The sequence below is a fragment of the Flaviramulus sp. BrNp1-15 genome, from assembly GCF_022259695.1.
Lineage (GTDB): Bacteria > Bacteroidota > Bacteroidia > Flavobacteriales > Flavobacteriaceae > BrNp1-15.
The window spans coordinates 2527026-2545398 of the sequence record NZ_CP092099.1 but is presented as its reverse complement, the minus strand read 5'-3'; the positions used below and the strand labels follow the sequence as shown (position 1 = coordinate 2545398).

Here is an 18373-nt window from a genome sequence, read left to right as displayed (position 1 = left end):
GGATTTTATTGTTCAGTTACAAATACATTTCTTACATTTAAGCTGTAAACAAATTATATGCTTAAAAAAGTTTTTGGTAGCGCTGTTTTTGGCGTGGAGGCCACAACCATAACTGTTGAGGTTAATGTAGATTCAGGTATTGGGTATCATTTAGTAGGATTGCCAGATAATGCCATTAAAGAAAGTAATTACCGTATAGCTGCGGCACTTCAAAATAACGGTTATAAAATTCCCGGAAAAAAGATAACTATTAATATGGCTCCTGCTGATTTACGCAAGGAGGGAAGTGCTTACGATCTTACTTTAGCCATAGGTATTCTGGCAGCTTCCAAACAAATTAAAGCCGAAGACTTAGAGCGTTATTTAATTATGGGAGAATTGTCTCTTGATGGCAGTTTGCAACCCATAAAAGGCGCATTACCTATTGCTGTAAAAGCCAGAGCAGAAGGTTATAAAGGTTTTATTCTGCCTAAACAAAACGCTAAAGAAGCTGCTATTGTTGACGATTTAGAAGTTTATGGTGTAGATAACATAAAACAGGTTATTAATTATTTTGATAAAGGCGACCCTATTGAGCAAACCATTATTAATACACGTGAAGAGTTTTATAAAAGTTTAGATTTTCCAGAGTTTGATTTTTCTGATGTTAAAGGACAAGAAGGCATTAAGCGTTGCATGGAAATTGCAGCTGCTGGCGGACATAATATTATCTTAATTGGTCCACCAGGAGCTGGTAAAACGATGCTAGCAAAACGCTTACCGAGTATTTTGCCTCCAATGACGCTTCATGAAGCTTTAGAGACCACAAAAATACATTCCGTAGTTGGTCGTGTAAAAGATACAGGATTGATGGCGCAACGCCCTTTTAGGAGCCCACATCATACTATTAGCGACGTTGCACTTGTCGGCGGTGGGGCATTTCCACAACCGGGAGAGATTTCCTTATCGCATAACGGGGTGTTGTTTTTGGATGAATTACCCGAATTTAAACGAGGTGTTTTAGAAGTGTTGCGTCAACCATTAGAAGATAGAGAAGTTACTATTTCTCGTGCCAAATTTACAGTGACGTATCCATCGTCGTTTATGTTGGTAGCGAGTATGAACCCAAGTCCGGGAGGTTATTTTAACGATCCCGATGCGCCTGTAACGTCAAGTCCTGCCGAAATGCAACGCTATTTAAGTAAAATTTCTGGTCCGTTATTAGATAGAATTGATATTCATATTGAGGTAACGCCCGTGCCTTTTGAAAAACTATCAGAAGACAGAAAAGGTGAAACCTCTGTAGATATTAGAAAACGCGTTACAAAAGCCAGAGAAATACAAACTAAGCGTTTTGCAAAAAGCGATGCAGTGCATTACAATGCACAAATGAATACCAAACAAATTCGAAAATATTGTGTTTTGGATGAAGCGTCTAAACAGCTATTAAAAACCGCTATGGAACGTTTAAATTTATCTGCGCGAGCGTATGATAGAATTTTAAAAGTTTCTAGAACAATCGCCGATTTGGAAGGTGTTGAGGCTGTAAATGGCTCGCATATTAGTGAGGCGATTCAGTATAGGAGTTTGGATAGAGAAGGGTGGTTGGGTTAGAATTTTATACGTCATACTAATTATGAAAAATAAATGCATATTAATTCTTTTTCTTTTATTTATATCTTTTTCCTATTCACAAAAAGATTCTCTAACAAAGTATGAACAGGATAAATATTTTAAATATGATCTGATTGAATATGATTCATTAAGAGGAAGATATTTTAAGGATTTTGTTAGACCAAATAGGAATTACCCAATAGTTAATGCGTCTTTTGAAGATGGCTATGGATTAGCTCCTACATTTAAAAGAAAATGTGGAAAGTTGACTTTAAATTCCGATAGGCAAGATTGCTTCAAAAATAAATTTTATGAAATTTTGCGTAAAAAATTCAGGCCACCTTATGATTATTATAAAAAAGGTACTTCGGTGTTTTTATTAATTCAATTTACAATTAACTCAGAAGGAAAAATTAAAGATATAAAATTTCACAAAAGTAATGACTTGAAAGGAAAAGTAGAAATAGAGCTAAATCGAGTATTGATGAATTTTCCAGAAATTGAGCCAGCTATAAGAAATGGTGTAAATCAGAGTGTTACTTACCATTTTCCTTTTAGGGTGAAAATTTGGTAAATATATAATTTAAAAAAAATAATAACATCTCCCCTTCGAAGTTTGTAACTTCGAAGTACAATTAGCGACCTTTTGTAATTAAACTTATAAACTATTTTCTACTTTTAGATAATGAAAAAAATCATAATAATTTTATTAGTAATATTAGCTTTTAGTTGCAACACTTCAAAAGAAAAAGAACCAATAGAAACCCCAAAAGTTGAAATCGCTAAAATCCCAATTCTCAACTTAAAACAGGCTAATACACTCGCAGAACTACCATTGCATTGCATGAATATAGAATACCCAAACAAGCTATCACAAACTTTAGGTGGTGAAGAAGATTTGAAACCGCCAACACAATTGCATCCGGCATTCTATGGTTGCTTCGATTGGCATTCGGCGGTACATGGGCATTGGAGTTTGGTAAGTTTACTAAAGCAATTTCCAAACATGGAAAAAGCTGAAGAAGCCAAAGCTCGTTTGCTTAAAAACATATCAAAAGAAAAAATACTAGCAGAAGTTGAATACTTTAATGGCAAGCATAACAAATCTTACGAACGTACTTATGGATGGGCGTGGTTACTTAAACTTGCAGAAGAATTGCATACTTGGGATGCACCAATTGCAAGGGAACTAGAAAGTAATTTACAACCGCTAACCGATTTAATTATTGATAAATATATTGCATTTTTACCAAAACTAAATTACCCGTTGCGTGTAGGAACGCACACCAATACAGCATTTGGGTTAAGTTTTGCTTACGATTATGCTAAAACTGTTAAGCACGACGCTTTAAAAATAGCTATAGAAGACCGTGCTAAATACTTCTTTATAAGCGATAATAATTGCCCGATGCGTTGGGAGCCTAGTGGGAGCGATTTTTTATCACCCTGTTTAGAAGAAGCTGCTCTAATGAAACGTTTGTTGCCAAAAGCAGAATTTAAAACTTGGTTGAGAGCCTTTTTACCAGAATTAAAAAATAAAAATTACAGTTTGGAAGTTGGTGTGGTATCTGATAGAACCGATGGGCATTTAGTACATCTAGATGGTGTAAATTTCTCCCGAGCATGGAGTTTAAATACAATCGCCGAAGGTTTACCAGAATACAATCATTTAAAAAATATAGCAAATCAACATGTAAATTACTCATTACCAAGTATTGTAGGCGATAGTTATGAGGGCGGACATTGGTTAGGAAGTTTTGCTATTTATGCGCTCAATTCTACATCAAAATAAATTAGAATTCACTAAATTAGTTTAGTGGAAAATCAAATTGTAGATATTAATGTAGATGTAGGTGAGGGGATTGGTAACGAACCCCAGATAATGCCTTATATTGCTTCATGTAATATTGCTTGTGGAGGTCATGCAGGTGATGTTGAAACAATGACTTCTGTAGTTAAACTTGCTAAGAAACATCGCGTAAAAATTGGTGCGCATCCATCGTTTCCAGATAAAAAAAATTTTGGCAGACAAGCTATGGATATGTCTTGTGTGGCTTTATTCACATCAGTAAAACAACAAATAAATAGCCTTGTTAGTATTCTAAACGAACAACATGCTATATTTCACCATGTAAAACCTCACGGTGCACTTTATAATTTAGCAGCCACAGATGAACGTATTGCAAAAGTACTAGTTGAGGTTATGAAAAGCATAGTTTTGCCAATAAAATTGTATGTGCCTTATAAATCGGTTATTGCAGATTTGGCTCAACAAAATGGAATTAATATTACATATGAAGCTTTTGCAGATAGAAATTATAATGACAATTTAACTCTAGTTTCAAGGCAAGAAAAAGACGCATTAATTGATGATGAAAATGAATTATTTGAACATGTTTTTAGAATGATTTCTAAAGGAAAAGTAAAGACTATTCAAGGTCATGAAATAGGTATTAAAGCTAATACATTTTGCATTCATGGAGACCACCCAAAAGCAGTAATTTTGATTAAAAATTTAAAAGAAAAATTAGAATTACATGGTATTAAAATTCGATAATTTTTAGTGGCTTTTAAACTAACATACAAACCATATGGTGAACGTGCTATTTTGGTAGAGTGGACTCAGGTTATTGATGGTGATATTTTAAAAGATATCATTAATTTTAAACAAAAAATCAAAAACAGTCATATTAAATCTTTAGTTGAATTAAAATCAGCATATAACTCATTATTAATTATATACAATAAGTGTGTAAATGATTTTGAAGCTGAAACAACTATTATAGATAAAATCTATAGCAAAGAAATTGATTTTTATAAAACAGATTCGCTTTTATGGAGAATTCCAGTATGTTATCATGATGAATTTGGACTTGATATGGAGTTAATTTCAAAAGGAAAAAAACTATCAAAAGAAGACATAATTAAGCTGCATACTCAAGCCATTTATACGGTTTATTTTATTGGTTTCTTACCTGGGTTTTTATACTTAGGAGGTTTAGATAAAACACTTCATGTTTCAAGAAAATCTACACCAAGATTACAAATAGAAAAAGGAGCTGTTGCAATTGGTGGAAACCAAACTGGTGTGTATCCAAATGCGAGTCCAGGAGGTTGGAATATTATAGGAAATTCACCTATTAATTTTTTTGATGCATCAAAAGATCAACCCTGTTTTGCAAAGTCTGGAGACCGTATTCAATTTTACCCAATTAGCTTAAAAGAACATCACGATATTAAAACCTTGGTTGATGCCAAAGTTTATCAAATAGAAAGCGAGGTGATAGATGATTAAGGTTTTAAAGCCAGGTTTTTATTCTACCATTCAAGATTTTGGACGTTCTGGTTTTCAAGAATTTGGTGTGCCTTATTCTGGTGTTATGGATAAAAAAGCTGCAGCTTTAGCAAATGCATTGTTAGGTAATAATGAAAATGATGCTGTTTTAGAAATAACCATGATGGGACCAACGCTTCAATTTAAATCACAAACGTATATTGCTATTTCTGGGGCAGATATGTCTGCAAAGATTAATAATCAGGCGATTCAATTAAATAAAATAATAAGCGTTAAACCAGATGATGTTTTATCCTTTGGTAAATTAATTACAGGATTTCGTTCTTATTTGGCAGTTTCAGGTGGTTTTAAGACAGAAACTGTTATGAATAGTAAAAGTATGTATCAAAACATAACTAAACAGTTTATACTTCGTAAAAACGATGAAATTGCTATTTTAGAATCCTCTAAATTTGATGGTATTCAAAATGCTTCGGTAAAAATTGATTCATCTTACATCAGTTCTAAAACTATTGAAGTTTTTAAAGGGACAGAATTTGATTGCCTTTCTAAAAATCAACAAGACATATTGTTTTCAAAGGATTTTACTATTTCAAAAGATAACAATAGAATGGCTTATCAATTAAATGAAACTTTAAGTAATAATTTAAAACCTATAATTACATCGGCGGTACTTCCAGGAACTATTCAATTAACTCCTTCTGGAAAGCTTATTGTTTTAATGCGTGATTGCCAAACTACAGGAGGTTACCCACGTGTGTTACAGTTAAAAGAATCTGCTATTAGTATTCTAGCTCAAAAGTTTACGGGTAATACTATTAGTTTTAAGCTTAATTCTAAATATTAAGTTAAGATTATAGATGCAGGGTTATGTATTCGTTAGTTTTACGACAGACTTTTAAAATTACTGTTGTTATGAACAAATTCTTTTTCTTTTTTATATCTTTAATTTTGATTTTAAGCTGCGAGCAAGACGTTAAAGATGCTAACTTAATTATCAATAAGTCGATTGAAGTTAGTGGAGGGAATCTATTTAAAAATGCAACTATAGCTTTCGATTTTAGAGATAGACATTACAAGGCTATTCGTAACAATTGGAAATTTCAATTAGAAAGAACGTTTAAAGACTCTTTAAATGTTATTCAAGATGTTTTAGATAATAAAGGTTTTAAAAGATTTGTAAATGATACTTTAGTTCATGTTCCAGATTCCATGGCTGTAAAATATACAGCTTCGGTAAACTCTGTACACTATTTCTCGGTGTTGCCTTTTGGGTTGAATGATAAAGCAGTGAATAAGATATCTTTAGGTAACTTTAAAATAAAGGGAAATAACTATCATAAAATAAAAGTTACTTTTAATGAAGAAGGTGGAGGTGAAGATTTTGATGATGTATTTATCTATTGGGTAAATGCGGAAACATTTAAAGTAGATTATTTAGCTTATTCTTATGCGGAAAGCGACGGTGTGGGTTTACGTTTTCGTGAAGCTTACAACGAAAGGTTTATAAATGGTATTAGATTAGTAGATTATAATAACTACAAGCCAAAAGATAAAAATACATTTTTAGAAAACTTAGATGCTGTTTTTGAAGAAGGTAAATTAGAACTACTTTCAAAAATAGAATTAGAAAATATATCTGTTCAGATTAATACTGTTGAATAGTATTTAAAATAAAAAAATTCTTAAAAGCTTTAAAAGAGCTATAGTTTTAATAATTAGAATTTGATGATTCATCTTTAAGAATTGTAATTCCAGAGGATGTCCCAAGGCGCTGTACACCTAGATTTATGTATTCTAAAGCTGTTTTTTGGTCTTTTATACCGCCTGAAGCTTTTATTTTAATTTCATTTTTAGCAACACTTTTCATGATTTCTACATCATGAATGGTAGCGCCACCACTTCCAAAACCGGTAGAGGTTTTTATAAAATCGGCTCCACTTTGTATAGCAAGCTCGCTAGCTTTTATGATTTCTAATTCTTCAAGATAGCAAGTTTCTAAAATAACCTTAAGTGTATTGTTAGGCATAATACGTTTTACACCTTCAATATCTTTCCAAACCGCATCAAAATCTTTACTTTTTAGTAATCCTATATTGATTACCATATCAATTTCATCCGCACCATCATTTAAAGCAGCTTTGGCTTCTTCAACTTTGGACTTAGTGCTCATGGCACCAAGAGGAAAACCAATAACGCAGCAAACTTTAACATTACTATTTTTAAGCTCTGCTTTGGCTAAAGCTGCATAACAGCTATTAACACAAACTGAAAAAAAGTTATGTTCTTTTGCTTCTTGGCAAAGCTTAATGATTTCGGTTTTAGTAGCTGTAGCCTTTAAAAGCGTGTGGTCTATATAATTGTTTATAGAATTCATAGTGTTAATTTTATTAAAAATTACACGTATCAAATGTATTAAACAATTATTGAATTAAGGTTTTTTTGCTGTGTGAAATTTAAACTTTTCTAACACTTTTATACGGTAGAACTTGTTTTTGTTAGACCAGTTTTTTGCATGTTATCAATATACTGTTTGTATATTTTGGAATTTCTAATTTGAGAGTTATTATTTGCTGGTTCTAATATTTCAGAAGATGTTCCAATTCTATCAGCACCTGCTTCAATATATTTTAATGCAGTTTCATAGTCGCTAATACCGCCAGAAGCTTTTATTTTAGCTCGATTTTTTACAGTTTTCTTTATAATCTTAACAGCAGTTAATGTAGCACCGCTTTTAGCAAAACCAGTAGAAGTTTTAACAAAATCTGCTTTTGCATCTAAACAGATTTCACAAGCTTTAATAATTTCGTTTTTATTTAATTCGGATATTTCTATGATGACTTTTAAAGGTGTATTACTAATAGCAAATTTTACATCGCTAATATCTCTTAAAACTGATACATAATTTCTACTTTTTAGGTAGCCTAAATTGATAACCATATCAATTTCATTTGCTCCGTCTTCAACAGCTTTTTTTGCTTCAAAGGCTTTTGAATGTGTAGACATAGCACCAAGAGGGAATCCAACTACAGTACACACTTTAACTTCTGTATCAGCCAATAACTGTTTTGCTAAAGAAACATAGCAGCTGTTAACACATACACTATGATAATTATTTTCCTTTGCTTTTTGACAAAGTTCTATAATTTCATGTTCTGTTGTTGTTGATTTTAAAAGAGTGTAATCTATGTACTTGGATATATTCATAGTTGTTAGTAGGGTTTTAAGCAATTTATACAATAATTAAATGTGTATAAACTATTAATTATTTGTCTGTTTTGTGTAAAATTCAGGGTCTTATATGAAGCTAATTTAAAAATTTTAATCGGTATTATGTCCAGAAATTGTAAGTTTTTTATTAACAAATTCATTAACAATAATTAACTGGTTTATTATCAAATTATTGTAAACCCCTATTTTTTTATTAACTTTTTACTAGTTTTTGTTTCAAATGAAGAAGGCGTTCTTCAAAAGTATTGGCATGTGTAGAGTTATTAACAGTATCAAATAATTGCATTAAATCCTCATTGTGGGTTTCACGCTTTTGCGCCAATAAATTGAAATGTACAAATCCGCACCAAATAATAGATTTTAAATGACTTTTATCTTCATTATACATGCGCATTTCAACGTTCAATTCATTATCAGAATATTTAATTAATTGCGATTCTATTATTACATTTTCCATAAGAAATGCTGGTTTTAAGTAAGCAATTTGGTTGCTGCTAGACACCCAACTTTTACCCTTTGTTTTAGCCATTTCATAGATGTCTAATCCGTAATGTTTTAGTAGTACATCTTCTCTATGATTCATAAAGTAGTTAATATAGCTACCATTGTTAAGATGATTAAATGGGTCGCAATCTTGAAATCTTATTTTTGTTTTGCTTTGTAATACGTTTGGAAGTGGTTTCATAATTAAAAAATTAAAATATACCATTTGGTATATTGTTGGTTAAAAAAATATTAGAGTTTAAGTTCGTTAGTAATAATTTCGTCTATTTGATTCATGGTATCATTCATATAATACTCATCATTCATGGTATATGTCATAAAAATAGCGCCTTGTATCATGGTATCTATACGTTTAGCATATTGCATAGCATTAATTTCAGTAGAAATTTCTCCTTCTTCTATACCAGTTTCAATAATTGAACAGAGTTTGTCCTGAATTCGCTGAATAGTATCTCTCACCTTATTAAGTAAATCTGAATTACTATTATTTGCATCAACACCTATATTTAATACAGGGCAACCACCTAATTGCTTGCTAAACGGATAATAATTTCTATAGAAATCGGTTATTAAAAATAGTTTTTGAATTGGTGATTTACTTAGTTTAAGGTGTTCAGATAACGGTTTCATTAAAGACTTTACCATATACTTAAACGATGCGTAGGCGAGATCTTCTTTGTTTTTAAAGTTCCCATATATTGCGCCTTTTGTTAAACCCGTTGCTTTTGTAATATCATTTAAACTTGTAGCTGCATACCCATTTTTATTGAATATAGGAGCAGAAACTTCTATGATATATTTTGCTGTAAGTTGAGATTTTGTGCTCATGGTTTAGCTAAAATATAAAAAATATACCAATTGGTATATTTTTTTGCTTACATATTTTTATAATACTTAACTATCTTTAGAAAATTATAAAACTAGATTTAGAGTAAATGAATGTAGATAAAGATTACGATTTAATTTGTGTTGGTGGTGGTATAATGAGTGCTACATTGGCTTTATTGGTTAAAACTCTTAAACCCGATTTAAAAGTGCTTATTTTAGAACGATTAAGTGCAGTTGGTTTAGAAAGTTCTGCAGCTTGGAATAATGCCGGTACAGGTCATTCTGCTTTATGTGAGCTTAATTATACGCCAGAAAACGAAGATGGGTCTATCAATTGTGAAAAAGCTTTTAAAATTTGTAAACAGTTTGAAGTATCAAAACAATTTTGGTCGTATCTGGTAAATAAAAATTTAATTGACTCGCCAGAAGATTTTATTAAACCTGTTCCGCATTACAGTTGGGTAAAAGGAAAAGAGAATTCAGAATATTTAAAAAGCAGGTTTAAGGCTTTAAAAAATCATTTTATGTTTCAGGATATGGAGTTTACCACGGGTATTAAAAAAATGAGCGAGTGGTTTCCTTTAATAATGGAAGATAGGAGTGATGATGAAATTATGGCAGCCACCAGAATAGAACGTGGAGCCGAAATGAATTTTGGTGTATTAACAAAAAAACTATTTGAAATACTAGAAACAAAATATAACACTCCTGTTCATTGCAATGAAGAAGTTTTAGATATTGATCCCGATGAGGAAGTTGAATGGTCTGTAGAAGTTAAAAACTTAAAAACAGATCGTAAACTATATTTAGATGCTAAACATGTTTTTATTGGAGCAGGAGGAGGAAGTTTACTTTTGTTACAAAAGGTAGAAATTGAAGAAAAGGAAGGTTACGGAGGATTTCCTGTTAGTGGTGAATGGTTAGTTTGTAAAAATAAAGCTATTATAAATCAACATTATGCTAAAGTTTATAGTAAAGCAGGAATTGGGGATCCACCAATGTCTACACCGCATTTAGATACGCGATTCATTAACGGAAAACGAGAATTGTTATTTGGTCCTTTTGCTGGTTTTAGTCCAAAGTTTTTAAAAGAAGGGTCTTATTTTGATTTAGCTAGCTCAATAAAGTCTGATAATATAAAGCCAATGCTTGGAGCGTTTTGGGATAATTTACCATTAACAAAATATCTTATAGAACAAGTAACTGCATCTCATGAAGACAGAATGGATGATTTGCGAAAATTTGTAAAAAATGCTAAAAGTGAGGATTGGGAAATTTTAGTTGCAGGACAACGGGTACAAATTATAAAAAAGGATGAATATGAAAAAGGTGTTTTACAATTTGGAACCGAAGTAGTGAGGAGTAAAAATGGAAGTATAACCGCTTTGTTAGGAGCTTCTCCTGGAGCATCAACAGCTACAAGCATTATGTTAGAAGTTTTTGAAATTGCTTTTCCTGAAATAGTTAATTCTGAAAAAGGAAAACGGTTGTTAAAAGATATAGTTCCTGTTTGGAAAGAAGAATTAACACCAGAATTATTTAAGGAAACCCTTGAAAATTCTAAAAAAGCATTGAAGTTGTAAATAAAGAAAGCAACAATCATCTTATAAAAAGAATCATGTTGCTTTCCAACTAACCAACCAACTAATAGACTTATTTTATTCTATTTTGTTACAAATAGTTTTATTTAAGTCTAAAACTCTTCTACAACCAAATCACCTTGATTTCTAAAAACTAACTGATCATCAAAAGCATCAAGTAAAATAATGCTATCGGTTGTTACTTTTCCTGCCAAAATTTCTTTACTTAAGGCATTTAAAACTTCTTTTTGTATTACTCGTTTTACTGGTCGTGCACCATATTCTGGATTATAACCTTTATCGGCTAAATATTTTATAGCGTCTGGTGTAGCATCAAACGTAATACCTTGTTGTGCTATCATTTTTGTAATCCCTTTTATTTGTAAACCAACAATAGCAGTAATGTTTTCTTTACTTAAAGGTGTAAACATAATTGTGTCGTCAATACGGTTTAAAAACTCGGGTCTAACACTTTGTTTTAACAATGCTAATACATCTACTTTCGCAGCTTCAATAGCAGAATCTAGGTCTTTTGTAGCTTCAAATCGATCATGAATTATAGAACTTCCTATATTGGATGTCATAATAATTATGGTGTTTTTAAAGTCTGCCACACGTCCTTTATTATCTGTTAAATGTCCTTCATCTAACACTTGCAATAAGATGTTAAATGTATCGGGATGCGCTTTTTCAATCTCATCTAAAAGCACTACAGAGTAAGGTTTTCTACGTACAGCCTCTGTTAATTGACCACCTTCATCATAACCCACATATCCTGGAGGTGCACCAACCAATCTACTTACCGCATGACGTTCTTGATATTCACTCATATCAATACGTGTCATGGCGTTTTCATCATCAAATAAATACTCTGCTAAAGCTTTTGCAAGTTCTGTTTTACCAACACCTGTGGTTCCTAAGAAAAGGAATGTACCAATTGGTTTTTTAGGGTTTTGTAAACCTGCTCTACTTCGTCTTACAGCATCACTAACAGCAACTATGGCTTCTTCTTGACCTACAACGCGTTTGTGTAATTCATCTTCTAATTTAAGTAGTTTTTCACGCTCGCTTTGTATCATTTTTGTTACTGGAATTCCTGTCCATTTTGCAACAACTTCTGCAATATCATCATAGGTAACTTCCTCTTTTATTAAAGAACTTTCAGATTGGTTTTTTTCTAATTCTTTCTGAAGTTTTTCTAATTCCTCTTGAGCTTCTTTTATTTTACCATAGCGTAATTCGGCTACTTTACCATAATCACCATCACGTTCTGCGCGTTCTGCTTCTAATTTATAGTTTTCAATATCCTGTTTTGTGTTTTGAATATTATCAACAACTTCTTTTTCGCTTTTCCATTTAGCGTTTATAGCATTGCGTTGTTCTTTTAAATTAGCTAAATCTGAATGCAATGATTTTAATTTTGTTTCATCTTTTTCACGCTTAATTGCTTCAATTTCAATTTCCAACTGCATGATTTTTCTATCTAAAACATCTAATTCTTCTGGTTTAGAATTAATTTCCATACGTAATTTAGACGCGGCTTCATCCATTAAATCAATAGCTTTATCTGGTAAAAATCTATTGGTGATATAACGTTGAGACAGTTCAACAGCACCAATTATAGCCTCATCTTTAATGCGTACTTTATGGTGTGTTTCGTACTTTTCTTTAATGCCACGAAGTATAGAAATAGCACTTTCTGTATCCGGCTCATCTACGGTTACTTTTTGGAAACGACGCTCTAAAGCTTTGTCTTTTTCAAAATATTTTTGATATTCATCTAAAGTAGTGGCACCAATAGCTCTAAGTTCACCACGAGCTAAAGCTGGTTTTAAAATGTTTGCTGCATCCATGGCGCCTTGTCCGCCACCAGCACCCACAAGCGTGTGGATTTCGTCAATGAATAACACAATATCTCCTTCGCTAGTGGTAACCTCTTTTATAACTGCTTTTAAACGCTCTTCAAATTCACCTTTATATTTTGCACCAGCAATAAGTGCCCCCATATCTAGAGCAAAAATTTGTTTGTCTTTTAAGTTTTCAGGAATATCACCATCTATAATTCTATGCGCTAAACCTTCTGCAATAGCGGTTTTACCTGTTCCAGGTTCACCAACCAAAATTGGATTGTTTTTGGTTCTACGAGATAAGATTTGAAGAATTCTTCGTATTTCTTCATCTCGACCAATAACTGGATCTAGTTTGCCATCTTTAGCTAACTGATTTAAGTTTTTTGCGTATTTGTTTAATGAATTATAGGTTTCTTCTTGACTTTGTGAGGTTACTTTTTCACCTTTTCTAAGTTCTTCAATAGCTGCTTTTAAACCTTTTTCTGTAACGCCTTGGTCTTTTAACATTTGAGCAATTTTACTATTTGATTTAAAAATAGCAATGATTAAATGCTCGATAGACACATAGTCGTCTTTCATTTTTTTAGCGATAATTGAAGCTTCGTTTAAGGCTTTTCCAGCTTCTCGCGAAAGCATTAATTCGCCACCAGACACTTTAGAGAAGCTTTCTAATTGCTTATCTAAAGCCTGTTTAAGAATGTTTATATTAACATTCAATTTTTTTAAAATGAATGGTAAAACGTTTTCATCAACTTCAAAAACACCTTTAAAAATATGTTCATTTTCTATTTGTTGATGACCATAACCTTGCGCAATTTGTTGCGCTTGCTGTATGGCTTCTTGCGATTTTATTGTATAATTATTTAAGTTCATATTATTAAATTCTTTTTCTTTACGAAATGAATAAGTCAATTATCTTACCAATAGCTTTTAATAGACAAAATGTCTTTTTAAGTCTTTGTTTTTCTGACTTTTAGTCAGTTTGTAAGATTTAGAATTAGTTTCGACTTATCATTTACAAAACACAAAAAATGGGATTATTAAACAAGATATTTGGTGGTTCGGCAGAACAAAAGGAAGAAAAAGTATTGCCTTGGATTCCTCTAAATGAATTACCACAATTAGAATTTATTGAAACTAAATCTAGCACAAAAACACAAGTGATTTTTAAACATTCAACCCGCTGTGGTATTAGCAGAATGGTAATGAGTCAATTTGTTGAGGCTTATGGCTTTACTGAAAAAGATTTAGATTTATACTACTTAGATCTATTAAATTATAGAGACGTTTCTAACGAAGTTGGCTATAAATTTCAAGTTATACACGAATCTCCTCAGATATTAGTGATTAAAAATGGCGTTGTGGTTGCACACGCGAGTCATGGTGCTATTAATGATGTTGATTTAAGTAAGTATATCTAAATTAAACTATTTTCATTTTTAGTGTATAACAACTATTATAAACTGATAAATAACTATCGGTTTCATTATATTTGTTTAAACTAAAATCACTAAAAAAAATGAAAAAAAACCTTTCATTGATTCTTTTGCTTACATTATTTATATCATGTAAAAAGGATGTAGAAAATAAAGCAGAAATTACTAAGAATAATTTTAATACTCTTTTAGAAAATTTTAATAACGAAGGTTACGAACTTAATCCTACAAAGGCAACGTCTGCTGGTATAGAAGGTTATAATAATCAGTATCCCAATTCCTTATCAGAAGACTACAAAGCACAAAATAAGGCTTATTATATAAAGTATAAAGAAGAATTAGCATCTATTAATGATTCTTTATTAAGTGATACAGATAAGATGAGTAAAGCCGTTTTACTGTGGGATTGCAATATAAATCTTGATGAGTTTAGCTTTAAGAAAGATTTAATGCCATTAGACCAAATGTGGTCTAAAAATCTAGATTTTAATCAATGGGCAAGCGGAACAACATCACAACCATTTAATACTGTTGAAGATTATAAAAATTGGTTAGAACGCGTTGATGCTTATTTAGTTTGGCTTGATTCTGCCAAAGCGAACATGAAAACAGGCATTGAAGAAGGTTATGTTTTACCAAAATCTTTAATCGCTAAAGTAATTCCACAATTTGAAGTTTTAGCTACAGGTAATGTAGATGAAAACTTGTATTATTCACCTGTAAATTTATTTCCTGACACGTTTACCGATGAAGACAAAGAGTCGCTTACAGAGGCTTACAAAACTATGGTTGCCGATAAAATTATGCCAGCGCATCAAGATATGGTAACGTTTCTTAAAGAGGAGTATTTGCCAGCAGGAAAAGAAGATTATGGTATTGCAGCGGTTACACCTTTAGGAACTTCATATTACCAACATCAAATTAAAAAATATACCACTACAAATATGACTGCTGATGAAATTCATCAATTAGGTTTAAATGAAGTGGCTCGTATTAGAGGTGAAATGGAAGCAGTAAAAGATAAAGTTGGTTTTAAAGGTGATTTAAATGCTTTTTTTGACTATGTAAGAACAAATAAAAGTTTGATGCCATTTACAGATAGAGCACAAGTGATAGCTTATTATGATAGTATACATAACGTTATGAAGCCTCAAATAGATAAATTGTTTGGAAAACAACCAAAAACACCTTTTGAAGTAAGACGAACAGAACCTTTTAGAGAGAAATCTGCTGCTGCAAATTACAGTCAAGGTTCATTGGATGGAACACGACCTGGAATTTTCTATACACCAATACCAGAAGTAGAAACATATAATATATTTGATAAGGAAGATTTATTTCTACATGAGGCTATTCCTGGGCATCACTTTCAAATTTCTTTGGCCCAAGAAAATGAAGAATTACCAGATTTTAGAAAAACATTATGGTATAGCGCATACGGAGAAGGTTGGGCGCTTTATACCGAAAGTATGGGTGAGGAGCTAGGTTTATACAAAGATCCTTTTCAGTATTTTGGTATGTTAAGTAGCGAAATTCACAGAGCTATTAGGTTGGTTGTAGATACAGGCCTTCATACAAAAGGGTGGACACGAGAACAAGCTATACAGTATTCTCTAGAAAATGAAGCAGAAGAAGAAGCTAGTATAGTAAGTGAAATAGAGCGCTATATGGCTAATCCAGGACAAGCCTTGTCTTATAAAATAGGGCAGTTAAAAATACGAGAATTACGAGCTCGTGCAGAAAAGGAGCTTGGAGATAAGTTTGATGTTCGTGAGTTTCATGATGAAATTTTAGAAACAGGTTGTATTCCATTACAATTATTAGAAAATAAAATAGATAATTGGGTAGCATTAAATAAATAATTTCAAATAGTTTAACCTTGGACTATCTATTTGTATACGGTACCCTTTTAAAAAACTCAGAGCATGAGATGTCACAATTTTTGGCATCTCATGCTCAATTTATAGGCAAAGGGTATTGTTATGGAAAATTATACATGATATCTTGGTTTCCTGGAGCTATTTTAAGCAATAATACTTCTGAGAAAGTACATGGTATGCTTTTTAAAATTAAAAACCCAGAAACTGTTTTTAAAGCTTTAGATGATTATGAAGGTGTAGACGAACATTTATTTAAACGAGTTACTACAACTGCATTTGTAAATAATAAACCTATACCTACTTGGGTTTATGTTTATAATTACCCTACAACACATTTAAAATTAATAACTTCGGGAGATTATTTAAAAAATAATTAATTAATACACTATTATGAAAATTAAAATTTATTTGATAGTCGTTTTACTTTTATTTGGACTATATACGCCTTTACAGGCTCAAGAAACAAAAAAACAACGTGTTATTGTCTTAACAGATATTGAAGCAGATCCAGATGATACTCAATCGTTAGTTCGATTATTATTATATGCAAATACAATTGATATCAAGGGTTTGGTAGCTACTACATCATGCTGGCATAAATCCATGGTAAATCCAGAATCTGTTACAAGAGTTTTAAAGGCATATGGTAAAATAAAGCCTAATTTACTAGTACACGAAAAAGGTTTTCCAGAAGAAAAAACACTTTTAAATCTCGTTAAGAGCGGGTTGCCTAAGTATGGAATGACTGGAGTAGGAGAGGGTATGGACTCTGAAGGCTCTGATTGGATAATAAAAATATTAGAAGAAAATGATGACAGACCATTGTGGATTTCTGTTTGGGGAGGAGTAAATACTTTAGCACAATCGTTGTATAAAATAAAGAATACTAAAAGTAAGAATGAAGCTAAAAAATTGATTTCAAAGTTAAGAGTTTATACTATTTCAGATCAAGATGATAGTGGTATTTGGATAAGAAATAATTTTCCAGATTTATTTTTTATAGTTAGTCCTGGTGATGACTATGGTAGTGCAACTTGGAATGGTATAAATACAGTTGTAAAGGGAATAGATAATACAGAAATAAGTAATGATTGGATTGCACAAAATATTCAACAAGACCATGGCCCTCTGGGAAGTGAATATCCAGATGTTTCTTGGGGAGTTGAAGGAGATACACCTGCATTTTTATCTTTAATACCCAATGGATTAAATGAAGCAGAACATCCAGAATGGGGTAGCTGGGGTGGTCGATACGAATTCTATCAACCAGATTTTTCTAAACAGAAAAAAGGTGGTTCAGGAGTTCCTTTTGAAGCTGAAACACGAAAAATTTGGACAAATGCAATAGATAATCATACACCATACATACATAACCCATATAACCGAGCAGTTAAAAAAGACACTATTTCTTTTAAAGATAACAAAGTCTCATTATGGCGTTGGAGAAACGATTTTCAAAATGATTTTGCAGCTCGAATGGATTGGTGTACAAAGTCTTTTGAAGACGTAAATCATCCACCTATTCCAGTTTTATCTCATTCAGATAGAATGACTGTTAGATCTGGAGAGAGTTTTAGTTTAGATGCATTTAATTCAACTGATCCAGATGGTGATAGCCTGAGTTTTTTATGGTTTCCTTACATTGAAGCAGGAACTTATAAAGGAGATTTTGAACTTGGTCAACCTGAAAATTCTCATGGTATACATGGTCAAGCCCCAGAAGTTACTAAACCTGAAACTATTCACATCATACTTAGAGTTACTGATAAAGGAGAACCTTCCTTATCACGCTATAAAAGAATAATTATAACAGTAGTTCCAAAATAAGAGATTAGCCAAACTTAGATCAATAGTTGTATTTTATTGTAGCTATATAACACTAATATTGACAAAAAAAGTAACAAAAAAACTCCCAAATTACTTTGGGAGTTTTTTTATGTTTTAAGAAAAGGGTATTTATGATTTCCCCATTATTCTAAACATGCCTGTACCACATTCTGGACATTTGCCTTTCATGGCTTTTCTTCCATTTTTCATAGTAGTTTCTGCGGCATCTTTCATTTCTCTTTTTGTCTTACACTTTACACAATATGCTTCCATTTTTTAATTTTTAAAGGTTCGTTGACTCTAAAAGTAAGTTTTATAATGGTAACCCCCAAAAAAGTTAAGTCTTTTC

General features: G+C 31.8%; 18 protein-coding genes. 12 read left to right on the top strand and 6 right to left on the bottom strand.

What is annotated here, in order from left to right; all coding sequences use genetic code 11:
* The first annotated feature begins 57 nt into the window (after positions 1 to 57).
* The 7 genes from MBM09_RS11160 (at position 58) to MBM09_RS11130 (ending at position 6553) form a co-directional block, all read left to right on the top strand.
* Positions 58 to 1593, top strand: a complete 1536-nt coding sequence (locus MBM09_RS11160; RefSeq protein ID WP_238673807.1) for a YifB family Mg chelatase-like AAA ATPase — start codon at positions 58 to 60, stop codon at positions 1591 to 1593.
* A gap of 22 nt (positions 1594 to 1615) precedes the next feature.
* On the top strand, positions 1616 to 2167 hold the full coding sequence (locus MBM09_RS11155; protein ID WP_238673806.1) for a hypothetical protein: 552 nt from the start codon (positions 1616 to 1618) through the stop codon (positions 2165 to 2167).
* 111 nt (positions 2168 to 2278) lie between these two features.
* On the top strand, positions 2279 to 3385 hold the full coding sequence (locus tag MBM09_RS11150; protein WP_238673805.1) for a DUF2891 domain-containing protein: 1107 nt from the start codon (positions 2279 to 2281) through the stop codon (positions 3383 to 3385).
* Between the two features lie 24 nt (positions 3386 to 3409).
* On the top strand, positions 3410 to 4150 hold the full coding sequence (gene pxpA, locus MBM09_RS11145) for a 5-oxoprolinase subunit PxpA (RefSeq protein WP_238673804.1): 741 nt from the start codon (positions 3410 to 3412) through the stop codon (positions 4148 to 4150).
* A gap of 6 nt (positions 4151 to 4156) precedes the next feature.
* On the top strand, positions 4157 to 4888 hold the full coding sequence (pxpB, locus tag MBM09_RS11140; protein ID WP_238673803.1) for a 5-oxoprolinase subunit PxpB: 732 nt from the start codon (positions 4157 to 4159) through the stop codon (positions 4886 to 4888).
* A complete protein-coding gene (locus MBM09_RS11135) occupies positions 4881 to 5735 on the top strand; it encodes a biotin-dependent carboxyltransferase family protein (protein ID WP_238673802.1) in 855 nt (284 codons plus the stop codon). The genes pxpB and MBM09_RS11135 overlap by 8 nt, the downstream gene beginning before the upstream one ends.
* 68 nt (positions 5736 to 5803) lie before the next feature.
* Complete coding sequence (locus MBM09_RS11130; protein ID WP_238673801.1) at positions 5804 to 6553, top strand: DUF6503 family protein; 750 nt, start codon at positions 5804 to 5806, stop codon at positions 6551 to 6553.
* Between the two features lie 46 nt (positions 6554 to 6599).
* Here the strand turns inward: MBM09_RS11130 and deoC (MBM09_RS11125) are convergent, their stop codons facing one another.
* The 4 genes from deoC (MBM09_RS11125) to MBM09_RS11110 form a co-directional block, all read right to left on the bottom strand.
* Positions 6600 to 7265, bottom strand: a complete 666-nt coding sequence (gene deoC, locus MBM09_RS11125; protein ID WP_238673800.1) for a deoxyribose-phosphate aldolase — start codon at positions 7263 to 7265, stop codon at positions 6600 to 6602.
* Positions 7266 to 7363: 98 nt separating this feature from the next.
* The gene (gene deoC / locus MBM09_RS11120; protein ID WP_238673799.1) at positions 7364 to 8095 is read right to left on the bottom strand and encodes a deoxyribose-phosphate aldolase; all 732 of its coding nucleotides are present in this window, start codon (positions 8093 to 8095) and stop codon (positions 7364 to 7366) included.
* Positions 8096 to 8312: 217 nt separating this feature from the next.
* Positions 8313 to 8804, bottom strand: a complete 492-nt coding sequence (locus tag MBM09_RS11115) for a thioesterase family protein (protein WP_238673798.1) — start codon at positions 8802 to 8804, stop codon at positions 8313 to 8315.
* A 50-nt stretch (positions 8805 to 8854) separates the two neighbouring features.
* Positions 8855 to 9451 (bottom strand): TetR/AcrR family transcriptional regulator, encoded by a 597-nt coding sequence (locus MBM09_RS11110; RefSeq protein ID WP_238673797.1) that lies wholly within the window; start codon positions 9449 to 9451, stop codon positions 8855 to 8857.
* A 107-nt stretch (positions 9452 to 9558) separates the two neighbouring features.
* On the opposite strand from MBM09_RS11110, the gene mqo reads away from it, so the two are divergent.
* Positions 9559 to 11034, top strand: a complete 1476-nt coding sequence (gene mqo, locus MBM09_RS11105; protein ID WP_238673796.1) for a malate dehydrogenase (quinone) — start codon at positions 9559 to 9561, stop codon at positions 11032 to 11034.
* Positions 11035 to 11144: 110 nt separating this feature from the next.
* Here mqo and clpB read toward each other — a convergent pair whose 3' ends face one another.
* Positions 11145 to 13754 (bottom strand): ATP-dependent chaperone ClpB, encoded by a 2610-nt coding sequence (gene clpB / locus MBM09_RS11100; protein WP_238673795.1) that lies wholly within the window; start codon positions 13752 to 13754, stop codon positions 11145 to 11147.
* Between the two features lie 158 nt (positions 13755 to 13912).
* Here clpB and ytxJ point away from each other — a divergent pair, with 158 nt between their 5' ends.
* From ytxJ to MBM09_RS11080, 4 genes are all read left to right on the top strand, one after another.
* Positions 13913 to 14302 carry a bacillithiol system redox-active protein YtxJ gene (gene ytxJ, locus MBM09_RS11095; RefSeq protein WP_238673794.1) on the top strand — a complete coding sequence of 130 codons (390 nt, stop codon included), beginning with the start codon at positions 13913 to 13915 and terminating at the stop codon, positions 14300 to 14302.
* A gap of 98 nt (positions 14303 to 14400) precedes the next feature.
* The gene (locus MBM09_RS11090) at positions 14401 to 16179 is read left to right on the top strand and encodes a DUF885 family protein (RefSeq protein ID WP_238673793.1); all 1779 of its coding nucleotides are present in this window, start codon (positions 14401 to 14403) and stop codon (positions 16177 to 16179) included.
* Between the two features lie 68 nt (positions 16180 to 16247).
* Positions 16248 to 16574, top strand: coding sequence for a gamma-glutamylcyclotransferase (locus MBM09_RS11085; protein ID WP_238673792.1), 327 nt, complete (start codon positions 16248 to 16250; stop codon positions 16572 to 16574).
* 13 nt (positions 16575 to 16587) lie between these two features.
* Positions 16588 to 18024: a nucleoside hydrolase-like domain-containing protein gene (locus tag MBM09_RS11080; RefSeq protein WP_238673791.1), complete on the top strand. Its 1437-nt coding sequence runs from the start codon at positions 16588 to 16590 to the stop codon at positions 18022 to 18024.
* A gap of 129 nt (positions 18025 to 18153) precedes the next feature.
* Here the strand turns inward: MBM09_RS11080 and MBM09_RS11075 are convergent, their stop codons facing one another.
* Positions 18154 to 18297: a DUF5679 domain-containing protein gene (locus tag MBM09_RS11075; protein WP_238673790.1), complete on the bottom strand. Its 144-nt coding sequence runs from the start codon at positions 18295 to 18297 to the stop codon at positions 18154 to 18156.
* Positions 18298 to 18373 lie beyond the last annotated feature (76 nt).

What these genes read in the sequence shown, in the direction of transcription:
- MBM09_RS11075 (WP_238673790.1), bottom strand. Translation starts at nt 18,297, where the DNA reads ATGGAAGCATATTGTGTAAAGTGTAAGACAAAAAGAGAAATGAAAGAT.
- MBM09_RS11130 (WP_238673801.1), top strand. Translation starts at nt 5,804, where the DNA reads ATGAACAAATTCTTTTTCTTTTTTATATCTTTAATTTTGATTTTAAGC.
- deoC (WP_238673800.1), bottom strand. Translation starts at nt 7,265, where the DNA reads ATGAATTCTATAAACAATTATATAGACCACACGCTTTTAAAGGCTACA.
- mqo (WP_238673796.1), top strand. Translation starts at nt 9,559, where the DNA reads ATGAATGTAGATAAAGATTACGATTTAATTTGTGTTGGTGGTGGTATA.
- ytxJ (WP_238673794.1), top strand. Translation starts at nt 13,913, where the DNA reads ATGGGATTATTAAACAAGATATTTGGTGGTTCGGCAGAACAAAAGGAA.
- MBM09_RS11115 (WP_238673798.1), bottom strand. Translation starts at nt 8,804, where the DNA reads ATGAAACCACTTCCAAACGTATTACAAAGCAAAACAAAAATAAGATTT.
- MBM09_RS11110 (WP_238673797.1), bottom strand. Translation starts at nt 9,451, where the DNA reads ATGAGCACAAAATCTCAACTTACAGCAAAATATATCATAGAAGTTTCT.
- MBM09_RS11160 (WP_238673807.1), top strand. Translation starts at nt 58, where the DNA reads ATGCTTAAAAAAGTTTTTGGTAGCGCTGTTTTTGGCGTGGAGGCCACA.
- clpB (WP_238673795.1), bottom strand. Translation starts at nt 13,754, where the DNA reads ATGAACTTAAATAATTATACAATAAAATCGCAAGAAGCCATACAGCAA.
- MBM09_RS11090 (WP_238673793.1), top strand. Translation starts at nt 14,401, where the DNA reads ATGAAAAAAAACCTTTCATTGATTCTTTTGCTTACATTATTTATATCA.
- MBM09_RS11135 (WP_238673802.1), top strand. Translation starts at nt 4,881, where the DNA reads ATGATTAAGGTTTTAAAGCCAGGTTTTTATTCTACCATTCAAGATTTT.
- MBM09_RS11155 (WP_238673806.1), top strand. Translation starts at nt 1,616, where the DNA reads ATGAAAAATAAATGCATATTAATTCTTTTTCTTTTATTTATATCTTTT.
- MBM09_RS11080 (WP_238673791.1), top strand. Translation starts at nt 16,588, where the DNA reads ATGAAAATTAAAATTTATTTGATAGTCGTTTTACTTTTATTTGGACTA.
- MBM09_RS11150 (WP_238673805.1), top strand. Translation starts at nt 2,279, where the DNA reads ATGAAAAAAATCATAATAATTTTATTAGTAATATTAGCTTTTAGTTGC.
- MBM09_RS11085 (WP_238673792.1), top strand. Translation starts at nt 16,248, where the DNA reads ATGTCACAATTTTTGGCATCTCATGCTCAATTTATAGGCAAAGGGTAT.
- deoC (WP_238673799.1), bottom strand. Translation starts at nt 8,095, where the DNA reads ATGAATATATCCAAGTACATAGATTACACTCTTTTAAAATCAACAACA.